Origin of the sequence: Pseudoalteromonas byunsanensis (assembly GCF_001854475.1) — a bacterium.
In the GTDB taxonomy this organism is placed as follows: domain Bacteria; phylum Pseudomonadota; class Gammaproteobacteria; order Enterobacterales; family Alteromonadaceae; genus Pseudoalteromonas; species Pseudoalteromonas byunsanensis.
The window spans coordinates 312,415-336,593 of the sequence record NZ_MNAN01000026.1; the positions used below are offsets into that span (position 1 = coordinate 312,415).

21 protein-coding genes are annotated in these 24,179 nt (G+C 42.0%); 5 read left to right on the plus strand and 16 right to left on the minus strand.

Annotation, left to right across the window (positions count from 1 at the left end; genetic code table 11):
• The 5 genes from BIW53_RS04975 to sdhC form a co-directional block, all read right to left on the minus strand.
• Complete coding sequence (locus tag BIW53_RS04975) at positions 1–2,814, minus strand: 2-oxoglutarate dehydrogenase E1 component (RefSeq protein ID WP_070990761.1); 2,814 nt, start codon at positions 2,812–2,814, stop codon at positions 1–3.
• Positions 2,815–2,899: 85 nt separating this feature from the next.
• A complete protein-coding gene (locus BIW53_RS04980; protein ID WP_070990763.1) occupies positions 2,900–3,619 on the minus strand; it encodes a succinate dehydrogenase iron-sulfur subunit in 720 nt (239 codons plus the stop codon).
• Between the two features lie 10 nt (positions 3,620–3,629).
• Entirely contained in the window at positions 3,630–5,402 is a 1,773-nt protein-coding gene (sdhA, locus tag BIW53_RS04985; RefSeq protein WP_070990764.1) for a succinate dehydrogenase flavoprotein subunit, read from the minus strand.
• A complete protein-coding gene (sdhD, locus tag BIW53_RS04990) occupies positions 5,403–5,750 on the minus strand; it encodes a succinate dehydrogenase, hydrophobic membrane anchor protein (protein WP_070990766.1) in 348 nt (115 codons plus the stop codon).
• A complete protein-coding gene (gene sdhC, locus BIW53_RS04995) occupies positions 5,741–6,118 on the minus strand; it encodes a succinate dehydrogenase, cytochrome b556 subunit (RefSeq protein ID WP_070990767.1) in 378 nt (125 codons plus the stop codon). Before sdhC ends, sdhD begins: the two co-directional genes overlap by 10 nt.
• 399 nt (positions 6,119–6,517) lie before the next feature.
• Between sdhC and BIW53_RS05000 the strand changes: the two genes are divergently transcribed.
• The 4 genes from BIW53_RS05000 (at position 6,518) to BIW53_RS05015 (ending at position 10,115) form a co-directional block, all read left to right on the plus strand.
• Positions 6,518–7,804 (plus strand): citrate synthase, encoded by a 1,287-nt coding sequence (locus BIW53_RS05000; RefSeq protein WP_070990769.1) that lies wholly within the window; start codon positions 6,518–6,520, stop codon positions 7,802–7,804.
• 102 nt (positions 7,805–7,906) lie between these two features.
• Positions 7,907–9,124 carry an aminotransferase class V-fold PLP-dependent enzyme gene (locus tag BIW53_RS05005; protein ID WP_070990771.1) on the plus strand — a complete coding sequence of 406 codons (1,218 nt, stop codon included), beginning with the start codon at positions 7,907–7,909 and terminating at the stop codon, positions 9,122–9,124.
• Positions 9,125–9,129: 5 nt separating this feature from the next.
• Entirely contained in the window at positions 9,130–9,537 is a 408-nt protein-coding gene (locus BIW53_RS05010) for a SufE family protein (RefSeq protein ID WP_070990773.1), read from the plus strand.
• A 350-nt stretch (positions 9,538–9,887) separates the two neighbouring features.
• Entirely contained in the window at positions 9,888–10,115 is a 228-nt protein-coding gene (locus tag BIW53_RS05015) for a hypothetical protein (protein ID WP_070990774.1), read from the plus strand.
• 49 nt (positions 10,116–10,164) lie between these two features.
• Here BIW53_RS05015 and tcdA read toward each other — a convergent pair whose 3' ends face one another.
• The 6 genes from tcdA to BIW53_RS05045 all read right to left on the minus strand — a co-directional run bounded on the left by tcdA (position 10,165) and on the right by BIW53_RS05045 (position 16,922).
• Positions 10,165–10,968, minus strand: coding sequence for a tRNA cyclic N6-threonylcarbamoyladenosine(37) synthase TcdA (tcdA, locus tag BIW53_RS05020; protein ID WP_070990775.1), 804 nt, complete (start codon positions 10,966–10,968; stop codon positions 10,165–10,167).
• Between the two features lies 1 nt (position 10,969).
• Entirely contained in the window at positions 10,970–11,635 is a 666-nt protein-coding gene (locus BIW53_RS05025) for a TIGR01621 family pseudouridine synthase (protein WP_070990777.1), read from the minus strand.
• A gap of 45 nt (positions 11,636–11,680) precedes the next feature.
• A complete protein-coding gene (locus tag BIW53_RS05030; protein WP_070990779.1) occupies positions 11,681–11,878 on the minus strand; it encodes a Trm112 family protein in 198 nt (65 codons plus the stop codon).
• On the minus strand, positions 11,868–12,848 hold the full coding sequence (gene lpxK, locus BIW53_RS05035; RefSeq protein WP_070990780.1) for a tetraacyldisaccharide 4'-kinase: 981 nt from the start codon (positions 12,846–12,848) through the stop codon (positions 11,868–11,870). Before lpxK ends, BIW53_RS05030 begins: the two co-directional genes overlap by 11 nt.
• Positions 12,849–12,850: 2 nt before the next feature.
• Positions 12,851–14,587 (minus strand): lipid A export permease/ATP-binding protein MsbA, encoded by a 1,737-nt coding sequence (gene msbA, locus BIW53_RS05040; protein ID WP_070990782.1) that lies wholly within the window; start codon positions 14,585–14,587, stop codon positions 12,851–12,853.
• A gap of 145 nt (positions 14,588–14,732) precedes the next feature.
• Entirely contained in the window at positions 14,733–16,922 is a 2,190-nt protein-coding gene (locus BIW53_RS05045) for a DNA internalization-related competence protein ComEC/Rec2 (protein WP_084228072.1), read from the minus strand.
• A 54-nt stretch (positions 16,923–16,976) separates the two neighbouring features.
• Here BIW53_RS05045 and BIW53_RS05050 point away from each other — a divergent pair, with 54 nt between their 5' ends.
• Positions 16,977–17,483 carry a DUF2062 domain-containing protein gene (locus BIW53_RS05050; RefSeq protein WP_070990784.1) on the plus strand — a complete coding sequence of 169 codons (507 nt, stop codon included), beginning with the start codon at positions 16,977–16,979 and terminating at the stop codon, positions 17,481–17,483.
• Positions 17,484–17,531: 48 nt separating this feature from the next.
• Here BIW53_RS05050 and BIW53_RS05055 read toward each other — a convergent pair whose 3' ends face one another.
• The 5 genes from BIW53_RS05055 to BIW53_RS05075 are packed head-to-tail and all read right to left on the minus strand — an operon-like array spanning position 17,532 to position 24,125.
• Entirely contained in the window at positions 17,532–19,277 is a 1,746-nt protein-coding gene (locus BIW53_RS05055; RefSeq protein ID WP_070990785.1) for a DUF3466 family protein, read from the minus strand.
• Positions 19,278–19,288: 11 nt separating this feature from the next.
• Positions 19,289–21,199, minus strand: coding sequence for an ATP-binding cassette ATPase Uup (gene uup, locus BIW53_RS05060; RefSeq protein ID WP_070990786.1), 1,911 nt, complete (start codon positions 21,197–21,199; stop codon positions 19,289–19,291).
• 1 nt (position 21,200) lies between these two features.
• Positions 21,201–21,431: a glutaredoxin family protein gene (locus BIW53_RS05065; protein WP_070990787.1), complete on the minus strand. Its 231-nt coding sequence runs from the start codon at positions 21,429–21,431 to the stop codon at positions 21,201–21,203.
• Positions 21,424–23,535 carry a bifunctional 23S rRNA (guanine(2069)-N(7))-methyltransferase RlmK/23S rRNA (guanine(2445)-N(2))-methyltransferase RlmL gene (gene rlmKL, locus BIW53_RS05070; RefSeq protein ID WP_070990788.1) on the minus strand — a complete coding sequence of 704 codons (2,112 nt, stop codon included), beginning with the start codon at positions 23,533–23,535 and terminating at the stop codon, positions 21,424–21,426. The genes BIW53_RS05065 and rlmKL overlap by 8 nt, the downstream gene beginning before the upstream one ends.
• A 59-nt stretch (positions 23,536–23,594) precedes the next feature.
• Positions 23,595–24,125, minus strand: a complete 531-nt coding sequence (locus BIW53_RS05075; protein WP_070990789.1) for a cell division protein ZapC domain-containing protein — start codon at positions 24,123–24,125, stop codon at positions 23,595–23,597.
• Positions 24,126–24,179 lie beyond the last annotated feature (54 nt).

Here is a 24,179-nt window from a genome sequence, read left to right on the forward strand (position 1 = left end):
TTATTTCTTAATTGTTAATGCGTCAGCAACTAACGCGTTTTGTTCTTTAGTATGTGTTGACATGTAGCCACACGCTGGTGCTGCCGATGCTTTACGGCCAGCATATGTTAGGTTCGCCCCTGCTGGAATTGCATCCCAGAAATGGTGCTGAGAGCAATACCAAGCACCTTGGTTTTGTGGCTCTTCCTGACACCAAACAAAGTTTTTAACGTGCTGGTAACGTGCCATAATCTCGTCCATTTCCTGATGTGGGAATGGGTATAATTGCTCAACACGCACGATAGCAACGTTATCAAGCTCTTGCTTACGACGCTCTTGTAGTAGTTCGTAGTACACCTTACCACTACAGAAAACCACACGCTTAACGTTTGCCGGATCGATATCATCGATTTCGTCAATCATGTTATGGAATACACCTTCCGCTAACTCTTCAAGTGAAGACACAGCTAACGGATGACGAAGTAAAGACTTAGGAGTCATCACAATCAATGGGCGACGCAGTGGACGAACTGATTGACGGCGTAACATCGCATAAACTTGTGCTGGTGTTGATGGCACACATACCTGCATGTTGTGGTCCGCACAAAGTTGTAAATAACGCTCTAAGCGCGCTGAGCTGTGCTCTGGGCCCTGACCTTCATAACCATGAGGAAGCAACATAGTTAGACCACATAAACGACCCCACTTCTGCTCACCTGAACTTAGGAATTGGTCAAATACAACCTGAGCACCATTTGCGAAGTCACCGAATTGTGCTTCCCACAATACTAACGATGTAGGTTCAGCAGTTGCGTAACCATATTCAAACGCCAATACAGCTTCTTCCGACAACACAGAGTCGTAAACTTCGAATGAACCTTGTTGCTCATTGATGTTTTGAAGAGGAAGGTAAGTCGACGCATCGTTTTGATTATGAACAACAGCATGACGGTGGAAGAAAGTGCCTCGGCCTGAGTCCTGACCGGTCATACGAATGTCTACACCTTCGTCAACCAACGTTGCATAAGCAAGTGTTTCAGCCATACCCCAGTCTAGTTGTTTCTCGCCTTTTGCCATTGCTTGACGATCGTCGTAAATCTTCTTAACGCGAGATTGGGCTTTATGATCTTCAGGATAAGTAGATACTTTTTCCGCTAACAACTTTAATTTTTCAACTGACAGTTTCGGATCGTAAGCAACATCCCAATCATGGCCGACAAATTTAGACCAGTCTGATGAATGCTTAGTATCTGGTTTTATTTCCTCAACTACACACACGCCCTTATCTAAGCCATTGCGATACATTTCGCTAAGTGCTTTGGCATCATCCGCGCTAATAACACCTTCTGACACTAATTGATCTGCGTAGATCTGACGTGGCACAGGGTGCTTTTTAATTTTCTGATACATCAACGGCTGTGTAGCATTTGGCTCATCGGCTTCATTGTGACCATGACGACGGTAGCACACTAAATCAATCACTACATCGCGACGGAACTGATTACGGAAATCAAGTGCAACTTGTGTTACAAATGCAACAGCTTCAGGGTCATCTGAATTAACATGGAAGATTGGTGCCTGCACCATTTTTGCAATGTCTGTACAGTAATCAGTAGAACGTACGTCTTCTTGCTTTGAGGTTGTAAAGCCAACTTGGTTGTTAACTACGATACGAATTGTACCACCTACACCAAACGCACGCGTTTGAGAGAGGTTGAATGTTTCTTGTACAACGCCCTGTCCTGCAATCGCAGAATCACCATGGATCGTAATTGGTAGTGCTTTTGAGCCTGTCTTACAGCCTAATCTATCCAGACGAGCACGTACAGAACCCATAACTACCGGGTTAACAATCTCAAGGTGAGATGGGTTAAATGCTAGCGCCATGTGTACATCACCGCCTTGCGTTGCAAAGTCAGATGAATAACCCATATGATATTTAACATCACCAGAGCCTGCTAATTCACCGTATTTACCTGCAAACTCGTCAAACAATACTTGTGGGTTTTTACCCAGTACGTTAACAAGTACATTTAAACGACCACGGTGTGCCATACCAATAACAGCTTCTTGCTGACCGCTTTCACCTGCGCGATGGATCAGTTCTTTAAGCATAGGTACTAACGCATCGCCACCTTCTAGTGAGAAACGTTTAGCACCAGGGAATTTTGCGCTCAGGTACTTTTCTAGACCGTCTGCTGCAGTCAGGCCTTTTAGAATGCGTAGTTTTGCTTCTTTACTAAATTGAGGCTTTGAGAAGGTTGATTCTAGGCGTTGCTGTAACCAACGTTTTTCTTCTGTAGAAGTGATGTGCATATATTCGGCACCAATTGAACCACAGTAGGTGGTTTTCAATGCTGAATATAAGTCTTTAAGCTTCATTGTCTCTTTGCCACTGGCGAAAGAGCCAACGTTATATTCTGTCTCTAAATCCGCATCGGTTAACTCGTGGTAGTCAAGCTCTAAATCGCGAACTCGCTCACGTTTCCACAGACCAAGTGGGTCTAGATTGGCGTTCTGGTGACCTCTAAACCTAAATGCGTTAATTAGTTGCAGTACGCGTACCTGTTTCGCGTCACTTGTACTATCAGCTGCAACCACTACTTCTCTGTGTTTGTTTTTTGCAAGTTCAGCAAACTGCTGTCTTACTTGTGAATGCTTAACATCTACATCCACACCATCAACTTTAGGGAGTTGATCAAACACTTCTCGCCACTCTTCTGGCACTGAAGTCGCATCGTCAAGATACGCTTCATACAGCTCTTCTACATAAGCTACGTTTCCGCCGTACAAATGCGAAGATTCTAGCCATGCCTTCATCACACCTTCGTGCATTTATTAGCCCTTTTCTCTAGCGCAGAAATTTAATTAATAACAAGATGGCATGCGCATGCATGCCATCTAAGGATTTAAATATGTATTAAACCGAACGATTTAACAACATAGATTTAATCTGACCAATGGCTTTAGTTGGATTCAAGCCCTTTGGACATACGCTAACACAGTTCATGATACCGTGACAGCGGAATACGCTGAACGCATCGTCAAGGTCAGCCAAGCGTTCTTCAGTTGCTGTATCGCGGCTATCAGCCAAGAAACGATAAGCGTGTAGAAGACCTGCAGGACCGATGAACTTGTCTGGATTCCACCAGAACGAAGGACATGACGTTGAACAACACGCACATAAAATACACTCGTATAAACCGTCTAGCTCTTCACGCTCTTCAATACTTTGAAGGCGTTCTTCACCACCAGTTGGCTTATCGTTGATTAAGAAAGGCTTAACCTTCTCGTATTGAGTGTAGAACTGGCTCATATCAATAACTAAGTCGCGGATTACCGGAAGACCTGGTAACGGACGTAGAATGATTTTGCCTTTACCGTTCTTTTGTAATGCTGAGATTGGTGTAATACATGCTAAGCCATTTTTGCCATTCATGTTTACACCATCAGAGCCACAAACACCTTCACGACACGAACGACGGAAAGATAATGTTGGGTCTTGCTCTTTCAGTAGTAAAAGCGCGTCCAACACCATCATGTCACGGCCTTCTTCTACTTCAAGCTTGTAATCCTGCATACGTGGCGCATTGTCCACATCAGGATTATAACGATAAACAGATAATTCTAAAGTTGCCATCGCTGTGCTCCTAGTAAGTACGTGCTTTAGGTGGGAATGCTTCACGAGTTTTAGGTGCGTAGTTAACTTCACGCTTACTCATGCTTTCCGTTACTGGGTTATAAACCGTGTGGCATAACCAATTTTCATCATCACGATCTGGATAATCAAAACGTGAATGTGCACCACGACTTTCTGTACGGAAGTTTGCTGCAACAGCTGTTGAATATGCAGTCTCCATAAGGTTATCAAGCTCTAGACACTCGATACGCTGCGTGTTGAACTCAGTTGACTTATCATCAAGACGCGCGTGCTGCAGGCGCTCACGAATTTCTTTAAGCTGCTGCAAACCTTCAGCCATCGAGTCACCTTCACGGAATACCGAGAAGTTAAGCTGCATACACTGCTGTAGGTCTTTTTTGATCTGAACTGGATCTTCGCCCTGACCTTTCGCTGAATTTTCCCAACGATTGAAACGAGCAAAAGCTGCATCAACGTCATCACTAGAAGCTTGTTTTGACACTTGTGCGTCGGCTAGGTATTGACCTAGGAAGTTACCAGCTGCACGGCCAAATACTACAAGGTCAAGTAGTGAGTTACCACCTAAGCGGTTTGCACCGTGTACAGATACACATGCAATCTCGCCTACTGCGAATAAACCTTCTACCAGCTTGCCGTTACCGTTTCCATCAACACTCAAAACCTGACCGTTAACGTTAGTTGGTACACCACCCATCATGTAGTGACATGTTGGGATAACTGGAATTGGCTCTTTTGCAGGGTCAACGTGTGCGAACGTCTTAGACAAGTCACAAACCCCTGGTAGACGTAAGTTCAGTGTCTCTTCACCTAAGTGATCAAGCTTAAGCTTAATGTGTGGACCCCAAGGACCATCACAACCACGTCCTTCACGGATTTCTGTCATCATCGAGCGAGCAACAACATCGCGTGACGCTAAGTCTTTCGCGTTTGGAGCATAACGTTCCATGAAACGTTCGCCGTCTTTATTAAGAAGGTAACCACCCTCACCACGACAGCCTTCAGTAACCAGCGTACCTGCACCAGCAATACCTGTTGGGTGGAACTGCCACATTTCCATATCTTGCATCGCAATGCCTGCACGAGTTGCCATACCAACACCGTCACCTGTGTTGATGTGAGCGTTCGTCGTAGATGCAAAGATACGACCGGCACCACCAGTTGCCAATACAACAGCTTTAGATTTGAAGTAAGTTACTTCGCCTGACTCGATATCAATAGCTGTACAACCTACTACATCACCATTGTCATTCTTTACCAAATCTAATGCATACCACTCAGAGAATACGTTAGTTTTATTTTTAACGTTCTGCTGGTACAAGCAATGAAGCAATGCGTGACCTGTACGGTCCGCAGCAGCAGCAGTACGTGCTGCTTGTTCACCACCAAAATTCTTTGACTGACCACCGAAAGGACGTTGATAAACACGGCCGTTCTCGAAGCGAGAAAATGGCAGACCCATATTTTCTAATTCAGTGATAGCTTCAGGACCTGTTTGACACATGTATTCGATAGCATCTTGGTCTCCGATAAAATCAGAACCTTTTACCGTATCGTACATGTGCCATTCCCAGTTATCCTCATGAGAGTTTCCTAGCGCTACAGTGATACCACCTTGCGCCGAAACTGTGTGAGAACGCGTTGGGAAAACCTTTGAAATCAAAGCACAAGTTTTACCAGATTCAGAAATCGCAAGCGCTGCACGCATACCAGCACCACCGGCACCTATTACTACAGCATCAAATTCACGAGTATTATATTTCACTTAAACACCCCACAGAACAAACAGACCAATTGCTACGTAAGCAAGAGCCATTAGGTTTAATACGAAGCCAAGTACTGAACGCATTGTTGAGCACTTCACATAGTCTGTTAATACCTGCCATAAGCCGATACGTGTGTGTACCATGATGCACACTAAAGTAACGATTGTCGCAGCTTTAACAGCTAGATTTGAAAACAAACCTTGCCATGCTTCGAATGTAAGTTCTGGTGTTAGAAGTAAATAACCAACAATAAATACTGCATATGCTGCAATTACTAATGCGGTTGTACGTAATGAAACGTAATCTTGTACGCCGTCACGCTTGAGAGTTGCTTGATTTAAGACCATATCCACACTCCTGCTAGAATTGCTACTACCACAGAAAGTGCAATCGCAATTTTAGCGCTGCTATTGCCCGACTCTAATTCTTCCCAGTGACCCATGTCTTGGATCATGTGACGAATACCACCAATTAGGTGATACGCCAATACGCTGACGGTGCCCCATGCAATGAACTTTGCAATAAAGCCACTAAAAAGGCCCTTTACAAATTCAAACCCTTCAGGAGAAGAAAGAGACTCAGACCAAGCCCAAATGACAAAAGTTAAAGCGAAGAACAATGCTACACCAGTAATACGATGTAGAATCGACGCTTTAGCCGTTGCCGGCATAGATATAGTCGTAAGATCTAGATTTACAGGTCTTTGCTTTTTCACAGTTACTTGCCCATCTTGCCCACAAAGGAGCTCATCTACTTGTTTTTATAAAACCCATTTGCACGACATGCACAAATGGCACACTCTAAATAAACCTGTTTTTCCAAAAGACTCATCCGTTTTTCGTAAAAATAGGTTTACCCACAGACGATACGGTATAAAACCTTTGACAGTATATAAGGCCGTGAGTGCTTTTACAATTCTTGTTTAGATTGAGATGCTTGCGAATTAGCCAATGGTATAATATTTAAACTGGCTAGAATATTTATTATACATATTTGCATAATTCTCAGAAAAATTGACTTTCCACCCCGGTTTTACGTTAAAATGATCAGAATTTGCTTAACATTAGAATCACAACATAACAATCAGAATTGTTATTTCATAGGAGATAAATAGATGGCAGATAAAAAAGCCACAGTACATATTGAAGGTCACGATCCGATCGAACTACCGATATATTCAGGCACAGCAGGCCAAGATGTAATCGATGTTCGTACCCTAGGTGCTCACGGCCACTTCACATATGACCCAGGTTTTATGTCTACCGGTTCGTGCGAGTCATCTATCACCTACATTGACGGCGGGAAAGGCGTATTGTTACACCGCGGCTATCCAATTGAACAGCTAGCTGAAAACTCTAACTACATCGAACTTTGTTATCTTTTACTAAAAGGTGAGTTACCGACAGCTGAACAACACGCTGAATTTGCAGATGAGATCACACGCAATACCATGTTACATGAGAAAATTGCGGTATTTTTCCAAGGTTTCCGCGTTGACTCTCACCCAATGGCAATGCTTTGCGGCGTAGTTGGCGCATTGTCATCGTTCTATCACGATGATTTAGATATTTCAGATGCAGATCAACGTCACCGCAGCGCTGTTCGTCTAATTGCTAAACTGCCGACAATCGCTGCGATGGCGTACAAGTACAATGTAGGCCAACCTTTCGTTTATCCTAGAAACGACCTAAGCTACGCAGAAAACTTCCTACACATGATGTTCTCTGTGCCTGCTGAGAAGTACGAAGTAAACCCAATCCTTGCCAAAGCAATGGACAAAATCTTCATGCTTCACGCTGACCACGAGCAAAATGCATCAACGTCAACAGTACGTCTAGCAGGTTCTTCTGGTGCTAACCCTTATGCTTGTATTGCTGCTGGTATTGCCTCTTTGTGGGGTCCTGCTCACGGTGGTGCAAACGAAGCATGCTTAAACATGCTAGAAGAAATCGGCTCAGTAGATCGCATTGACGAATACGTTGCTAAAGCAAAAGATAAGAACGACCCGTTCCGTCTAATGGGCTTTGGTCACCGTGTTTATAAGAACTTCGACCCACGTGCAACTGTAATGCGTGAAACTTGTCACGAAGTGCTTAAAGAGCTAAACATTCAAGATCCATTGCTTGACGTTGCAATGAAGCTTGAGCAAATCGCGCTAGAAGATCCTTACTTCATCGAGAAGAAGTTATATCCTAACGTAGATTTCTACTCAGGTATCATCTTGAAAGCGATTGGCATTCCAACAAGCATGTTTACGGTTATCTTTGCGATGTCTCGTACTGTAGGTTGGATTTCTCACTGGGATGAAATGCTATCTCAGCCAGGTCACAAAATCGGTCGCCCTCGTCAGCTATACACGGGCTACACAAACCGCGATTACACACCTGTATCGAAAAGATAATCACACGATTATTGTATTAAGGCCGCCTAGTGCGGCCTTTTTTATTGGCATTAATGTAAAATCTCATTAAAATCGCCGCTCGATTTAGCTAAGGACCTTTGCATGAGTGATATCACACAGCTGAGAAAAGACTTCCCAACATTAAAGCAGACCATAGAAGGTCATCCTTTAGTCTATTTAGATTCGGGAGCCACCAGCCAAAAGCCCCAGGCCGTGATCGACGCAGTCAACCTGTTTTATACTAAAAACAACGCAAACGTACACCGTGGTTTACACACATTAAGTGAAGTAGCCACGACACAATACGAAAAGGTACGAGAAAAATTAGCTCGCTTTCTTGATGTTAATGCAATGGAGTGTGTATGGACCAGTGGTGCGACACACAGTATAAATCTGGTTGCTGCTGGTTTGACATCACAGCTTAGTACAGGCGACGTTATTTTGATCACTGCGCTTGAACATCACGCAAACATCGTGCCTTGGCAGCAATTAGCTGCACGTACAGGAGCAAAATTAGAGATAATTTCGGTTGATGAGCATGGTGTCATAAACTCTGATTTAGCATTAGCCGAAATTCAAAAGTCGAAACCTAAGGTATTCGCCTGCTCACATGCATCAAATACGCTTGGTAATATCCAAGACGTACAAGCTTTTGTCGCCAAAGCAAAGGAGTTAGGAGCAATAACTTTGGTCGACGGCGCACAAGCGTTTTTGCATTTACGTCCAAACTTACGCCAGTTAGATTGTGACTTTTATGTACTGTCTGCACACAAAGCCCTCGGCCCGACAGGATTAGGAGTGCTATATGGTAAATACGAGTTGTTAAATGCGCTTCCTGTTTACCAAACTGGCGGAGAAATGATCGACACAGTAAGCTTTACTAAAACAACTTTTAGGCAAGCTCCCGCAAAATTTGAGCCGGGTACCCCTAACATTTCTGCGGTGCTGGGTTTCGGTGCAGCTCTGGACTACCTCAATGCCATTAACTTTGATGCACTACACCAATACGAACAAGGTTTGTATCAGTACCTCATACAAAGGCTACAAAGTATTGACGGGATAAAAGTCTATGGAGATTTGAAAAATAACATTGGCACCGCCAGTTTTACTTATAAAAATGAACATCACTATGATTTGGCCATGCTACTTAATAGCTATGGTGTCGCCGTGCGCAGCGGCCACCATTGCACACAGCCGTTAATGCAAACATTAAACTTAAACGGTACAATTCGCGTCAGTCTAGCGTTTTATAATAACCGTTGCGATGTAGATGCATTTATAAGCGCGCTCACTAATAGCATTGAGTTGATAGAAGGATAGTATTTGTGACGTATCAAGAGATCTATACCAAACTAGAGAAATCCCCAAGCTGGCAGCACAGCTACCGAGAGATCATGCTATTAGGCAAGCAATTACCAGCGTTACCTGAACCTTTAAAAACCGAACAAGCCCGTGTAAAGGGGTGTGAAAGCACTGTGTGGCTGCATATCGATTTAGATGAGCAACAGCAACACTTGTTATTAGTTGGAGACTCTGACACGCGTATCGTTAAAGGGTTACTATCAATTGTGCTGGCGCTTTATAATGGCAAAACGCCTATGCAGGCCCTCGAAATAAATGCCTACAAGGAGTTTGAAAAACTCGGCCTGATCAAACACCTTAGCCCATCAAGAGGGAATGGCATTAAAGCTATTGTTGATACTATTCAACAACAAGTGAGTCAGTGGGCTTAAAGCCCCACTCATAGGCAGACAATAGTCTGCCACTAAAACTGAGCCTGAACGCTTCATTTCTAATTTAGTACACGATAATTTATTCATACTTTGGAACTAATGATCACATAAGATAGTTGTTTGATATGACATTAAAAAGGAGTTTTAATGAGAAAATTAGTTTACCCCTCTTAGTTATTTTACCTTTCTTAAGTTATGCCTCAACGGACAAACTAAATGGAAAGTGGAAATGCAGTCAAAGTTATGTTGTCGTAATACCAATTTAAATACGACAAACACCAAAAAACAATGCATCAGGGCGGTTAACTTAAAGCTCTTCTCCTAAAGCGACATCTAGCTTCAGCTATACCGTGACCGGTGAGGTACCTATTCTAGGTGACGCTTCTATAATCACTCAGCCAACAAACATTAAAGCACACAAGCAAAAAGATGAGTTAGGTATTGTAACTCCTGAGTCTTTAGCAGATTTCATGAGCAATAAAGAGCCATCTGAAATGGCATTCGAATTTACGGATAGCAACCACTTAAAAATTGAATTTGGCACAGGTAAAACTTCGTCGTGTACGCGAATTGAGTAACAACAAATGTCTGCACTAAAGATAACAAGTAGTACAAGCGCTTAGTTTTTTACTGGGCGCTTGCTTGCTTAGTTTTCTTATCTAAATATTTACGAATAGCTTTTGATGCTGCAAAAAAGCCAAATGTGCCAGTAACCATAGTGGCAGAGCCAAACCCTGTGGCGCAGTCCATATTTTTGCTTCCATCCGCCTGTTGCTTTGCCATACACACCTCACCCGCTTCAGTTGGGTAGACCAACTGTTCCGTCGAATACACACAATCGACCCCAAACTTGCGCTTTGGATTGGTTGAATAGTTGTAATTCTTCCTAAGCAAGTATCTAACTTTTGCCAATAAAGGGTCTTGGGTAGTCTTAGCAACATCGCCAAATTGGATCTGACTTGGATCTGTTTGCCCACCAGCACCGCCTGTGGTGATGACAGGGATCTTACGACGTTTACAGTGAGCTATGAGTGCAGCTTTTTCTTTTACAGCATCAATACAGTCGACAACGTAATCGAAGTCAACTATGTGCTCAGCAATGTTATCCAACGTGATAAAATCATCCACTAATGATACCTCACAGGCTGGATTGATTTGCTTGAGGCGCTTAGCCATTGCTTCAATCTTTTGCTCACCTATCGTAGCTGATAATGCGTGAATTTGACGGTTGACATTGGTCACACAAATATCATCAAGGTCAACTAAACAAATTTTACCAACGCCCGTTCGCGCTAACGCTTCAGCTACCCAGCTACCTACACCACCAATACCGACAACACAAAAATTTGCTTCTGCCAGCCACTTACACTGTTGCTGTCCGTATAAACGTTGGATACCACCAAAACGCAACTGGGTTTGTTGATCAGTCATACTACCACTCTAACTGCCAAGGGTTTTGCCATTTGGCAAAATCCACATGATTAATTAATTTTGAAAATAGCCCTACGGGTTGAGGCATCGCAACATAGGTTTTGTTCTGGCCTTGCCAGTTAAAACGCAAGGCATAGGCATGTAAATACACCCTGTCACTGACTACACCACCATAAAGCTCATCACCCAATATGGGTGCCGACAAGCTCTTTAATGCCACTCTGAGCTGATGTGTTTTACCTGTAAACGGCTTCAAAATACAAGCCCTTAAACCACTTTCTACACTCATGCTGTAAAAACGTGTGATTGCAGGGTTCTCGGAAGATTTTAGCAACTTATATGCACCACGCCTGGCTTTGCTCATATCGCCTTTGATCCAGCCTTGTTTTTTCTTCGGTTTATCTGTCACTAAAGCTAGATAGGCCTTATCAATCGCCCTATTTGCAAATAGCTCACTGAGTTTATTTGCACTGGCGCTGGTTTTGGCAAGGATCAGCAACCCAGATGTGACTTTATCCAAACGATGAACAGCATATAGCTTGATGCCAAGCTGCTGTTCAAGTTGAACCACAAAGCCAATACCACTTTCACTGTGAAAGCTAATACCCGCAGACTTGATGGCAATAACATAGTCAGGTTCATTCACTAATACTTGGATCTCAGGCATGGCTATATAACCAGTTGAGAAAACGATATTTTGAAAAGCAGATAATTATGAATGCCACTTTTCCACTTCATCTAAACTGAGCTCTCGAGCTTCGTTTTCAAGCAACACAGGAATGTCATCACGAATTGGGTAAGCCAGTTTCGCCGCAGTGCTGATAAGTTCACTATTTTCTTTATCATACTGAAGCTTTCCCTTACAAACTGGGCACGCAAGTATCTCTAAAAGTTTTCTGTCAAACGCCATGATAAATCTCTTTTTGTAGTAGAAGTTGTTTCAATCTTGATTGCAAAGCTTCACTAGGCTTAGCATCAACCCTTAAATAGTACCAATTGTCTTTGCAAAATGCCTGACATTTAACCGCATCTTTCTCGGTCATAAAAATCGTACTGTCGGAGTATTTATGAAAGTCATCCGAACTATATGCGTGATGATCCCTAAAGTGTATACACTTTTGTAGCTCAATACCGTGCTCTTTTAGACTTAACTCAAAGCGTTGCGGATTACCTATCGCACTTACAGCCACCCCGCTATTATGGTAATTCGGGCAACTTTTATTAGTTTTCACTGAAAATATGCCCGAGCTGTGTAACTGATAGTTAATTGTAGCGCGCCCGCCATTTTCAATGACAAGATCAACTTCTGATAGGCGAGACGGTAATTCTCGTAATGGACCTGCAGGAAGCAAACAACCATTCCCAAAACGACGTTCAGCATCAACAATACATAATTCCAAATCCCGATGCATTTTATAATGCTGCAAACCGTCATCCGAAACTATAACGTCTACATCACAGTTTTGTTTAATGTAGTCACAACTGGCTTGTCGGTTTGCGCCAATCACAACAGGGCAATTTAACCGAGAAGCAAGCAGAAATGGTTCATCGCCCGCCTCCTCCACTGAACTAGTTTGGTCAACTAAATATGGGTAGTAAGGCGCATTTGAGCCATAACCACGACTGATCACCGCAACTTTTAAACCTAGTTGCTGTAGATAAGGCACCAGCCACAACACAAATGGGGTTTTTCCATTGCCACCAATACCTATGTTACCAACGATGATGACAGGAACGTGTGCCTTAAATGCCTTACTGTAGCCAGACTTGAAGCACCAACGACGAGATGTGCTAATAAGCCAAAACAGCGAACTCAACGGCAACAATAAATAGGTAAGTAGGCTTTTTGGTCTATACCAACTACGCTCAATCACGTTCACACTCAAGCCCCATGCTGCATTTTACAAAGTGCCGCATAAATGCCTTGTGATGCTAGCAACTGCTGATGTGTACCCTGCTCAACTATCTGGCCTTGCTCAAGTACGTAAATACGATCTGATTTTTCTATTGTCGACAGACGGTGAGCAATTACGATTGAAGTTTTATCGGCCATTAGAGAATCCAAAGCATCTTGAATAAGACGTTCAGACTCAGTATCTAATGCTGATGTTGCCTCATCTAAAATAAGGATCGGTGCATTTTTCACAATCGCACGAGCGATAGCAATGCGCTGGCGCTGTCCACCTGAGAGCATAACACCATTTTCACCAACTAAAGTATTTAATCCATCAGGTAAGGACTCCACAAACTCCCAAACATGCGCCTGTTTTGCAACTTCAATTAGTTGTTGTTCAGACAAAGGGCTATCCAGACCATAAGTGATGTTGTTGGCTATGGTGTCGTTAAATAACACTACCTGTTGAGACACAACGGAAAACTGGCGACGTAGCTCTTTAAGTTTATAGTCCTGAATTGGCGTACCATCGAGTAATATTTTTCCAATTTCTATGTCATAGAATCTTGGTAATAAATTCGACAATGTAGATTTACCCGAACCAGAACGCCCAACCAAGGCAACTCTCTCCCCTGGCTTAATGTGCAAAGATAAATTTCTGATAACGGGCTCTTGTTTGGTTGGGTAACAAAAGGTAACGCCCTCTACCTCAATTTCACCTGAGCATGATGGTAACTCTAATATGCCAGTATCGTTTTCAAGCGGTGTATCTAAGATTTCAAATATACTTTGTGCAGCTGCTATGCCACGCTGTAATTCGCCGTTAACGTTTGCCAACTGTTTAAGCGGCCTCAACATCATCATCATTGATGACAGTAACGCCACAAATGTACCAGAGGTAATCGTATCAATCATGGATGGCATAGCAATGATCGCTAGGATCAATGCCATTGCGCTGGCTGCTAAAATTTGGATAACAGAAACACTCAGCGCTCTGGTGGCATCCATTTTTACTCTTTGCTGGCGATTATGATTGTTAACCTGTGCAAAGCGTCCAATTTCTTTATCTTGGCCTTCAAAACCATGGATCACTTTATGCCCTGCAAGCATTTGTTCAGAGCCACGAGTTACCTCACCCATTGCGTCTTGAATATTTTTAGAGATCTTACGAAAACGCTTTGAGACGATATTAACAATGAGCGCAACAACAGGAATAATGACTAAGAAAATAGATGACAACTGCCAGCTAGCATCAAACATAACCACAAGTAAAAAGACTACAAATGCCCCTTCTCTGATCATCACTTGTAATGCTCGGGTTATCGCTTGTTGAACCTGTTCTGTGTCAAAAGTTATTTTTGAAATCATGTCGCCATTGGAGTGTTGATCATGAAATGACACAGGTAAAAATAACATATGCTCGAACAGCTGCTGTCTAAGTTTACGCACCACCTGTGAACCAACATAGCTTAAACAGTATGAAGCCATATAGTTGAAAACACCTCGCCCAAGCACCAAAGCGATAACAATTAAAGGTGCCCATGTAAGAACGTCCGTATTGCGCTGTGTCAAGCCTTCATCAATAAACGGCTGCATCAATTTGATAAACAGAGCATCCATAGCTGCGTATCCCAACATACCTACGATGGAAAATATCGCGACCATTTTGTAATCAAAGGTATACTTAAGTAGCCGTTTGTAGATCTGTTTGGCACTTTGCTGCATAAGAACTCTCTGCTTTAGAAAAACCCGTCTATTGTACTTGTGCACCGTACAAAAACAAAATGGTATGTGGCCAAAATCAATTGTTTAACTTCAAAAGCGTCGTCTTATCTCCACTTTGGTCAACATTCATTCGATTTACAATGCGTTATAAAAACCAATACCGGGGCATTTTTCTCGCTGATTCTATGTCCATGCGCGAATCGCTAATCTTAATTCGAATATGTCCCTCGTAAGCAGTATCAAACAATTCAGTGTTTTGCTCTTTGTAGCGCTGAACGACTGAATCATGAGGAAGGTTCCACATTGAATAGAAGCTCCGAGAAATAATCGCGACTTTTGGTGTAACCGCTTGTAAAAAAGCCTGACCTGATGAAGTTTTACTGCCGTGATGAGGGACGAGCAAAATATCACTGCGTAACTTTTTATCATATAACTCAACCAACCTACGCTCAGCCTCTTGCTCTATATCTCCCGCTAGCAGCAAAGAAAACTTTCCATCAGTTATTCTTACAACACAAGAGTTGTTGTTGTCACTGTTCATCACTTGCAATGGCCATAGCGACTCTACGGTCAGCTTCCCCATGGTTATTGACATAATATTACAATGTGAGTCGGGGGCTGAATTATGAAACTTACCTAGCGGGGCATAGCCGCTATAGCTTAGAAGCTCTTTGAGACCACCAATGTGGTCTTGATCTGAGTGGCTCAAAATTACATGTGTCAAACGTAACTGATATTTTTGTAAATATGGTTGTACAACACGTTCAAACAAGGAGAAGCTATCAAAATATTTAGCGCCTAAATCATATAGTAACGTTTGCCCATTTTGCGACACCAAAATAGACGTACCATGGCCCACATCAAAAATGTCTATTTGCCAGCCAATATCTGGTTTTAGATAGCTGTTCCCTACTGCTACAAGAATTGGTATAACCGCAAGCCAGCGCCACAATATAAAATGTACACCCAGCAACAGAGATAAATAAAAGACAACTACAAAGTGCCAATCAAATGGTATAGTTTCCAGCCAACCTGAATTTGCCAGTGTATCAGTGCATATCTCCAATACCCAGTTGACTGTATGATCAAAGAAGTTATACCAGTGTGTGTTTAGATTAAAGTACAAAAATGCAAGCACAAGAAACAAAGCGGGCAGTAGCAGAAAAGTCAGCAGTGGGATAAAAATCAAATTAGTAAATACAGATCCAAGACTAACACCATAAAAATAAAAGCTACTTACTGGCGCTAGAATCACGCCTAGAACTAACTGCAAAACCAATAACCTGAGCAAGAAGTGACTTGACTTTAAACGATTAGAGCTTGAATTTGCGATGGCGAAAATAACGTAAACTGCAATGAATGAAAAATAAAGCCCTGGGTTTAATAGCGCAAATGGATCGAACAACAGCACTGTACATAGAGCGAAAAGCAATGTTCGATAATTTACAACGCGCCATGCATACACATAAGCGGCCACCAGAACGGACAACATGATGAATGCCCGAAATGCTGAAACACCAAAACCACTGAGAAACACATAAAAACCAGCGAAAAACAGACCGTTCAATGTGTGAAGAACATTAATGTTCCGTTTTTGTTCACTTGCTTTGAAACAAAAGCTTAGCGAAAAGGCTAGCAACTTACTAATGTAGAAAAATAGACCATATACGATCCCTACATGTAATCCGGATATGGCCAACATGTGACTTAGCCCTAGACGCTGCATTATCTGCTTGTCTTCGTAATCTATACGAGATTTGTCTCCACTGAGTAAGGTGTAATAAAGCCATGATAATTTAAAATGCTCTACTCGTTGCCATAACCATTGCCGATACCCCCTCGTACTGTCTAATGACGTTGTTTTACTCACCACCAGTTTTGATAATTTCCCCTTAAACTGAACATGACGAGTAAACGCATACAACTCACTATTAAAGTTGTCGAAGTTTCTCCTACTTCTATATGGCTTTAATTTTGCTGATGCAGAAAAAAGTGCACCGATAGGTGGTGAACCGTGTGATGATGTTATGGAAACATTAGCTCTTATGGTGCGAAACCATGCAATTTGATTCCCTTCGAGTTGAGTTAACTGAACTTGAAAGTAGTCATGACCTAACTGTTTCTCTATCACTCCACTGACGCTAACTAGTTGAGAATTTGTTTCTTTTACATCAATTGGCTTATAAAATAAGCAATAATGTACCTGAACTGAAAAAATAGCGAAAATAAACCCTAACAAAACTAGCCAAAACGGCTTAAAATAACGGGCAATGAGCACAAGAAACAAAACGCTGCAATAAAACTGCCATCGCTCGTAAAAAAATACGGTGAGCATGCAGCCAAATGTAAACCCATACCCCAAGAGAACTGAAGTATATGGTTGCACACTATGGCTAAAAAAACGATCCAACGCTTTTTACCTGATCACAATAAGATCAAACAGCAAAAGTCATTGAAAATATTTGGTCGTTTATTACATGACGCCAATTTATGGCATTTAAACCGCCGCTCCGCACGGGGAGCATTCTCTGTAGGGTTATTTTTTGCGTTCATCCCTGTTCCTTTTCAGATGGTACTTGCGGCAGCATTTGCAATTCCCTTTCGCGTCAACTTGCCGCTGTCGGTGGCTCTGGTTTGGCTAACCAACCCTTTGACTATGCCACCTATTTTCTACTGTTCTTATCTGGTCGGCGTATTTGCACTTGGTCAAGAAACCCAGCCTTTCCACTTTGAAGCAAGTTGGGAGTGGCTATCACAAAGCCTTTCTACTATTGGACCTGCTTTTATTGTTGGGTCTTTGATCTGCGCAAGCATCGCCTCTGTTATTGGCTATTTTGGTATTGATTATCTATGGCGCCGCTCTGTTAATAGAGCCTGGTCTTCAAGGCGCTCTTAATAAACAATAGACAATAAAAAAGCCCTTACGGGCTTTTTTATTGTGGGATTAAGATGAACTTCTAGCAAGCGTTAGCTTACGTCTTCTCAACCAAACAAATGGTAACGCGAGTAAACTCAAAACTGACCAACTACCAGACTGGCGTTCATAAGTTTCAGCTTCTGGTGGTGCACAATCATCAACTTCTCCGTTTGGATTTGGCGTCAATAATACCGGCAATGTTACTGACTCATACTCAATCTCACCCTTGCTGTCTTTCTCAATATTACCTAGTCTATCTCTGCGCTCCACGGTCTTAGTCGCGATCGCATAAATATGGTTAGATTCAGTAATTTTTATAGCTTCAGCAATAGTGTATGGAAAGTTGTTACCATTACTATCTTTACATGGTAATAAATCATTTATATTAGTGATCTTTGTATCACCAATTTTATAGATAAAACCTTCTCTGCGACGGTTACTACTATTCTTTTCAATTTCTGCTTGGCCAATAATATAGCCCGCATCATTAATATCTGTAGCCACCGTTTTTGAACCTTTAAAAAAGTAAGGTAGCTGTACATATTTGTCTTCATTTAAATCGTAATAAAATGCGTACTGGTCAAGAACTGAACCTCTGATATTCTCAGCCATATAACCGACAGCAATATTGTTATTATTGATATCTGTCGCTTTACCTAATTCATACCAGTTTTCTAGTGTCTTAAATGGCTTAAACTGACCACCTTCAAAGTAACCAGCTACACCATACGGATAAAGATCGTCACCCTCACGATATGGTGAATAGCCTACCGCTATACCCGACTTATTTGTAGCTAAAGCTGCACTAACAAAGGCATCGTTCTCATCGTCTTTTGGTGTTAAACCCAGCCCTAGATTTGCGGTACTTACCACATTGAAGTTCTCATCCAACTTCCACTGGAACGCTCTCAAATCATAGAATTGACTAGACAATTGTCTTTGCCATGCGCACACTGCTAGAGGTTCATCTTTATCGTCACAGTTCTCATCATAGTTATTTTGGCGATTTTCAGGGATGCCAACACTGCTTTGACCCACAACCAAATACCCACCGTCGTCCAGCTTTTTGATATCGTTTGCAATACTAAAACCACCGTGCTCAGAAAACTCCGGTGCCAGTGTAATTTTCTCACCTTGTGGGGAGAACACTATACCTCTTGAGTTCCAATCACGCACAAAGAACGTCTCAGCTTCTGACTCACCCTCAGGAGTAAATGTTGTTTTAGAGAAAGGCGCAGACCCCCACCCAGCTATCACTCCATCTTCACTGATTGACGTTAAGTAGTTTGACACTGAACGAGTCAAGCCATTAGTGTCTTGTGTTTGCACATCGAACAAAACTTGTTCTTCTGCAGACACCGCATCAATATTCAATGCTATGCGGTCCTGAATTTTTTGATACTTTGCATTGTTGGCTCTACCGCTTAAAAAGCCCAACATAAAGCTATTCGCATCAGCATTCGTAGCCGCAGCACCATTTTTTATATCTTCTAACGTAAAAGAAATCTCTTCATCAATAGTTTCATAGCTGTCTTTTGTATTTTCATAGGCATCTTTGATATCTGCATCTTCAAAGTCTATATACGATATATCTATTGGAAGGTTAAAAATACTCGATGCTGCACCGATGATTTCACCTTTATCGTTCACATCTGAAATAAAAGTATACTTCGCCCCTTCAAAGCGAGGAAGCTCAGATAATGTATATGTTGCTCCAAGGGCTTGACCACTAAGGCCGGCCAAAATACTTGCAGCTAAAACTGTGTGCTTCATTTTTATCCTTACTACTGATTCTGTAATGCTTCTAATTCTTCCCAGCGCTCAAACGCGGCCTCAAGCTTCGACTCAAGCTCAGCTAAATCGTTCAACGCAGTTTGTGTCGTTTGTGAGTCTTGTTTAAAAAAGTCTGGCGCATTCACAACTTCTTGCTGCTTTTCTAGTGCTTGTTCAAGCTCTTCTACTTTACTTGGCAACTGCTCCAATTCAAGTTTTAATTTGTAACTCAATTTGGTTGTTTTGTTACTGGTCTTTGTCTGCTTGGCTTGCTTTTCAGTTTCTTGTTTATGTTGCTTTTCAAGCTCTTTAGCCTGTGCTTGACGGTGCTCAAGATACTGTTCATAGTCAGAATAACCACCAACAATATCCGTGATCTGACCGCTACCTTCAAAGGCCCAAACCGAGTTACAGGTATTATCAATAAACTCACGATCGTGACTGACAATCAAAATCGTACCTTGATATTGGTTGATTATATCTTCAAGCAACTCAAGCGTTTCAATATCTAGATCGTTTGTCGGCTCATCCAGAACTAACACATTTGATGGCTTTAAAAATAGTTTCGCTAACAATAAGCGGTTCTTCTCCCCACCAGATAAAGCTTTAACCGGTGTTCTTGCTCTGGCTGGCGGAAATAAAAAGTCCTGTAAGTAACCTAACACATGGCGACTGCGCCCGCCCATCATAACTTCTTGCTTACCCTCAGCAACGTTGTCTTGCACGGTTGCTTCTTCATCAAGCTTTTCACGATATTGATCAAAATAAGCCACTTCAAGGTTAACACCCTGCTTTATTTTCCCTTCATCGGCATCCAGCTTACCAAACAGTAATTTGAGTAAAGTTGTTTTACCAACCCCATTTGGGCCTACCAAACCAACTCTGTCACCGCGCATCACCAGCGTTGAGAAGTCTTTTGCAATGACTTTGTCTTTAAAAGCATGATGAACATGTTGTGCCTCAAAGACCAACTTTCCGGAGCGCTCTGCTGTTTCAATATTAAAATCAGTTTTACCAACTTGCTCTACACGCTGCTTGCGTTCATTACGTAGAGCCTTTAGCGCTCTAACACGCCCTTCATTTCGGGTTCTTCTCGCTTTGATCCCTTGTCTGATCCAAGTTTCTTCTTCTGCAAGCTTTTTATCAAACAAAGCATTTTGTGTTTCTTCTACTTTTAAATCATGCGCTTTTTGTTCTAAATACTTTGCGTAATCTCCTGGATATGAGACTAGTTTGCCGCGGTCAAGGTCTAAAATACGAGTAGCCACTGCTCGTATAAAAGCCCTATCGTGTGAAATAAATACAATCCCACCTTTAAATTCTTTTAAAAACTGTTCAAGCCAAATAACACTGTTCATATCTAAGTGGTTGGTTGGCTCATCAAGTAAAAGTAAATCTGGCTCGCTGACCAATGCTTTGGCAAGCGCAACTTTTCGCAACCAACCACCAGATAATTTTTCAAGGCGCATGTTGCCTGTCAATTCCAGCTGGCTTAAAACCAATTTTATACGGCTTTCGAAACGCCACGCGTCGGCTGTCTCAATCTTGTTTGAAAGCTTCTCAAGCTTGTTCAAAAGAGATGCTGATTGATCTGTTTGTAGTGCTTCACTTACATGGTTAAATTCAATGAGCAGCTCAGCTATGTCAGGTAGACCATTGGCTACATAGTCAAAAACAGAGCCTACAGCGCCTTTTGGAGGGTCTTGCTCTAAGCGCGAAACCTTTAACTCACCAACACGGTTAATTTCACCATCATCTAGCTGCACCGCGCCGTCGAGCACCTTAAGTAAAGTTGATTTTCCGGCCCCATTACGACCAACAATACACACCCTTTCTCCTGCTTCGATGACAGCATCAGCATCGTCCAACAGCGGGTGTGTGCCAAACGCTAATTGCGCTTTTGATATTCTGATTAAATCCATATTATTCTACGAGTTGTTGAATTTGTTCTAGTTCGAACGGCCAATATATAGCCTGTCCATCACGGGTTCTTTTTATTACTGGGATCGAAGTTTGATAAGCGTCCATTAGCTCTTTGTCATCAACTATATCAACATGCGCAATATCATTAGCACTCAATACTTGTAGTGCTAACTCATGGGCTTGCTCACACAAATGACACCCTTGTGTAAAATACAAAATATACTTAGCCATGGGTTATCAACCAACTGTTATGAATTTGCTTATTTCTCTTAAAATCAGGCGATAATGTTTGCTCTGAAATGTTCTCAGCTTTTAACCCTAATCCCATCAAACCAACTTCATCCATTTTAAAACCGCGTTTATTATTGGAGAAAATTAGGGTTCCTTTTGGACTTAGGATTTTTTTAATCCAAGTCATCAACTGAATATGATCTCTTTGCACATCAAATACCTCTTTCATTCTCTTTGAGTTTGAAAAGGTAGGTGGGTCTAAAAAGATTAAGTCATATTGACCTTGTGCGTGCTCCAACCATTTTAAGCAATCAGCCTGCTCAAAGCGGTAGCGTGGGTTTTTCAAATTATTTAACGCAAAGTTTTCTTCAGCCCATTTTAAATAGGTTTTCGACATGTCAATTGTTGTTACTGACTTAGCCCCCCCTAACGCGGCATGAACCGATGCAGAACCAGTGTAAGAAAACAAGTTTAGAAAGCGTTTATCTTTAGCATGCTCTTGGATGTAACGACGCGCTAGACGGTGGTCTAAAAACAGCCCTGTATCGAGGTAATCAAACAGGTTGATTTTAAATTTGGCACCAAACTCCTCTACCGTATCATAACGATGTTGTTTATCCATCGCGGTATATTGAGACTCGCCCTTTTGCTTCTTGCGTACCTTTACCGCTATATCTTCTGGCGAAATATTGAGCTGCTCGGCGGTTAAAGTGATTACATCTTGCAAGCGCTTTTGTGCTACCACATCATCAATCTCTTTTGGTGCCGCATATTCAAAGATAACTGCTGAATTGTTATATACATCTACCGCAACATTGTATTCTGGAATGTCAGCATCATACACGCGATATGCATTAATTTGTTCTTTCTTCAGCCAGCTTTTAAGCGCTTGTTTGTTCTTTTTCAAACGGTTAGCAAAAGCTTGGGAACCTTCGAAATTCAGCCCCGTCTTTTGCTCATTTTGTGAAACTTGGCGCTCATTCAATTCGTATAAATTTAACTCGACATCGATAGGCCCATTTTTGAACTTGTAGCGCTTATCGCGTGAAAGCTTGAGTAGTTTAAACAAGCTATCATCGGTACCCAGTAGCGCTAGACGCCAATCTTGAAAGTACTTCTTAAAGGCAATTCCCATGTTGCGATATAGATTGACCAATTCAGCCATTGAACCCAAACGCTCACCGTATGGAAGGTTACTCAGCACAACTCCCGGACGCTTTGCGACCTTATTTAAGATATTTGCATCTTTTGTTGAGAACTTGATATGGTCACTGACTCCCGCTCTTTGCGCATTCTGCTGAGCAATATTGATAACTTTATCATCCAAATCAGATCCGATGATCCAAAGCGTATTATCAACTTCAGCTGCCTTTACCTGCGCTTTTATCTCGTCAAACTTAGCTTTCCTAAAGCTAGGTAGGCGTTTAAAAGCGAACTCTCTATTGGTATTAGGATAGATATTGTTGGCCATACAAGCCGCTTCAATTAGTAATGTGCCTGAACCGCAACAAGGGTCAAAAAGTGGACGAGACGTGTCATCTAGCCAGCCACTTCGCTTTACCAATGCAGCAGCTAAATGCTCTCTTATGGGTGCTTTACCTTGACGGGTACGGTAACCTCTGTCAGATAAACGTGGACCTGAATAGTCGATATATAAAGAGCAACTTTGCCTATTTAACTTAGCAATAACACGAATATTGGGTTCGGTTTTGTCCACGTTTGGGCGTTGTTCATACAAGTCATTAAAGTAATCTACGATGCCATCTTTTATCACTAGGCCCGAAAACTGCGTGTTCTTAAGTTCGTTATTTGTACCATTGAATTCGATAGCAAAAGTTTGAGTCGGACCAAACCAATCTTGCCAAGCTTGAAATCGTGCAAACTTATACAGCGCATCCTTGTCTTTTATATCCTCGCTTTCGTCAATCAGTAACATAACGCGTGTAGCAAAGCGCGTTGTTAAACAAAACTTTTGAGCTGCTAGGTTATCGGCGTTGAACCTGACTGAACCAACACTTTGCTTACCCAGTTCGAGGCCTGCTTGTTGAAGTTCTTCTGCTAAGAGATGTTCGATACCAATAGATGTGAGCGCGATAAATTGCAATGTACTAACCCTTTATATTCAATTACCCGCGAGTATAACATAGGTTAGAGAGAGCTTGATCACGCCATTTGGGAAATTTTATTGCAACTTATGAGTGGATGAACACGATCGTTCAAAACTTTGATAGCTTGAAATTGTTCAAGCTCTAAATTCTCATCCAAAGCAAACTTTGGACTCAAACTGATGCACAAGCATGCACCATCTACTTGTTCAACTATAAAGAAATCACCTTCTTGCTGAGCTGAACGTAACCGTACAATAGCTTCGGTACAAGGCTGATCACCAGTATAAGACTCAAAAAACCAGCTTTTTGCCTGAACAGGCAACAAGTAGAATTTGGCTGCTGTGGCGTTTAATGCAATTTGACAGCATTGAGGTTCGGACCAGATGCTAAAGCTACGCAAGTATGCAAATACATTTTGATAATATGCTGCTTCGTTGATGCTAAGGTGGGGGTTACTATGGGCGTCTTGAGTAAGTTGGCGCAAGCGAAACGGTGTGCAGAGAATCAACTCTTCACCTAAATCTACAAGCAAACGATTTCTTTGGCGACAACTAATCCATTGCCACTCTTTAGATGCTTGCAAAATCGACCTCCTGCCTACTATTTTCTTTTTTTGAATAGTACGCAGGAGTATAACGAA

Coding starts and splice junctions, on each gene's coding strand:
- BIW53_RS04975 (WP_070990761.1), bottom strand. CDS start 2,814: ATGCACGAAGGTGTGATGAAGGCATGGCTAGAATCTTCGCATTTGTAC.
- BIW53_RS04980 (WP_070990763.1), bottom strand. CDS start 3,619: ATGGCAACTTTAGAATTATCTGTTTATCGTTATAATCCTGATGTGGAC.
- sdhD (WP_070990766.1), bottom strand. CDS start 5,750: ATGGTCTTAAATCAAGCAACTCTCAAGCGTGACGGCGTACAAGATTAC.
- BIW53_RS05000 (WP_070990769.1), top strand. CDS start 6,518: ATGGCAGATAAAAAAGCCACAGTACATATTGAAGGTCACGATCCGATC.
- BIW53_RS05005 (WP_070990771.1), top strand. CDS start 7,907: ATGAGTGATATCACACAGCTGAGAAAAGACTTCCCAACATTAAAGCAG.
- tcdA (WP_070990775.1), bottom strand. CDS start 10,968: ATGACTGATCAACAAACCCAGTTGCGTTTTGGTGGTATCCAACGTTTA.
- BIW53_RS05025 (WP_070990777.1), bottom strand. CDS start 11,635: ATGCCTGAGATCCAAGTATTAGTGAATGAACCTGACTATGTTATTGCC.
- BIW53_RS05030 (WP_070990779.1), bottom strand. CDS start 11,878: ATGGCGTTTGACAGAAAACTTTTAGAGATACTTGCGTGCCCAGTTTGT.
- msbA (WP_070990782.1), bottom strand. CDS start 14,587: ATGCAGCAAAGTGCCAAACAGATCTACAAACGGCTACTTAAGTATACC.
- BIW53_RS05045 (WP_084228072.1), bottom strand. CDS start 16,922: ATGCTCACCGTATTTTTTTACGAGCGATGGCAGTTTTATTGCAGCGTT.
- BIW53_RS05050 (WP_070990784.1), top strand. CDS start 16,977: ATGGCTAAAAAAACGATCCAACGCTTTTTACCTGATCACAATAAGATC.
- BIW53_RS05055 (WP_070990785.1), bottom strand. CDS start 19,277: ATGAAGCACACAGTTTTAGCTGCAAGTATTTTGGCCGGCCTTAGTGGT.
- uup (WP_070990786.1), bottom strand. CDS start 21,199: ATGGATTTAATCAGAATATCAAAAGCGCAATTAGCGTTTGGCACACAC.
- BIW53_RS05065 (WP_070990787.1), bottom strand. CDS start 21,431: ATGGCTAAGTATATTTTGTATTTTACACAAGGGTGTCATTTGTGTGAG.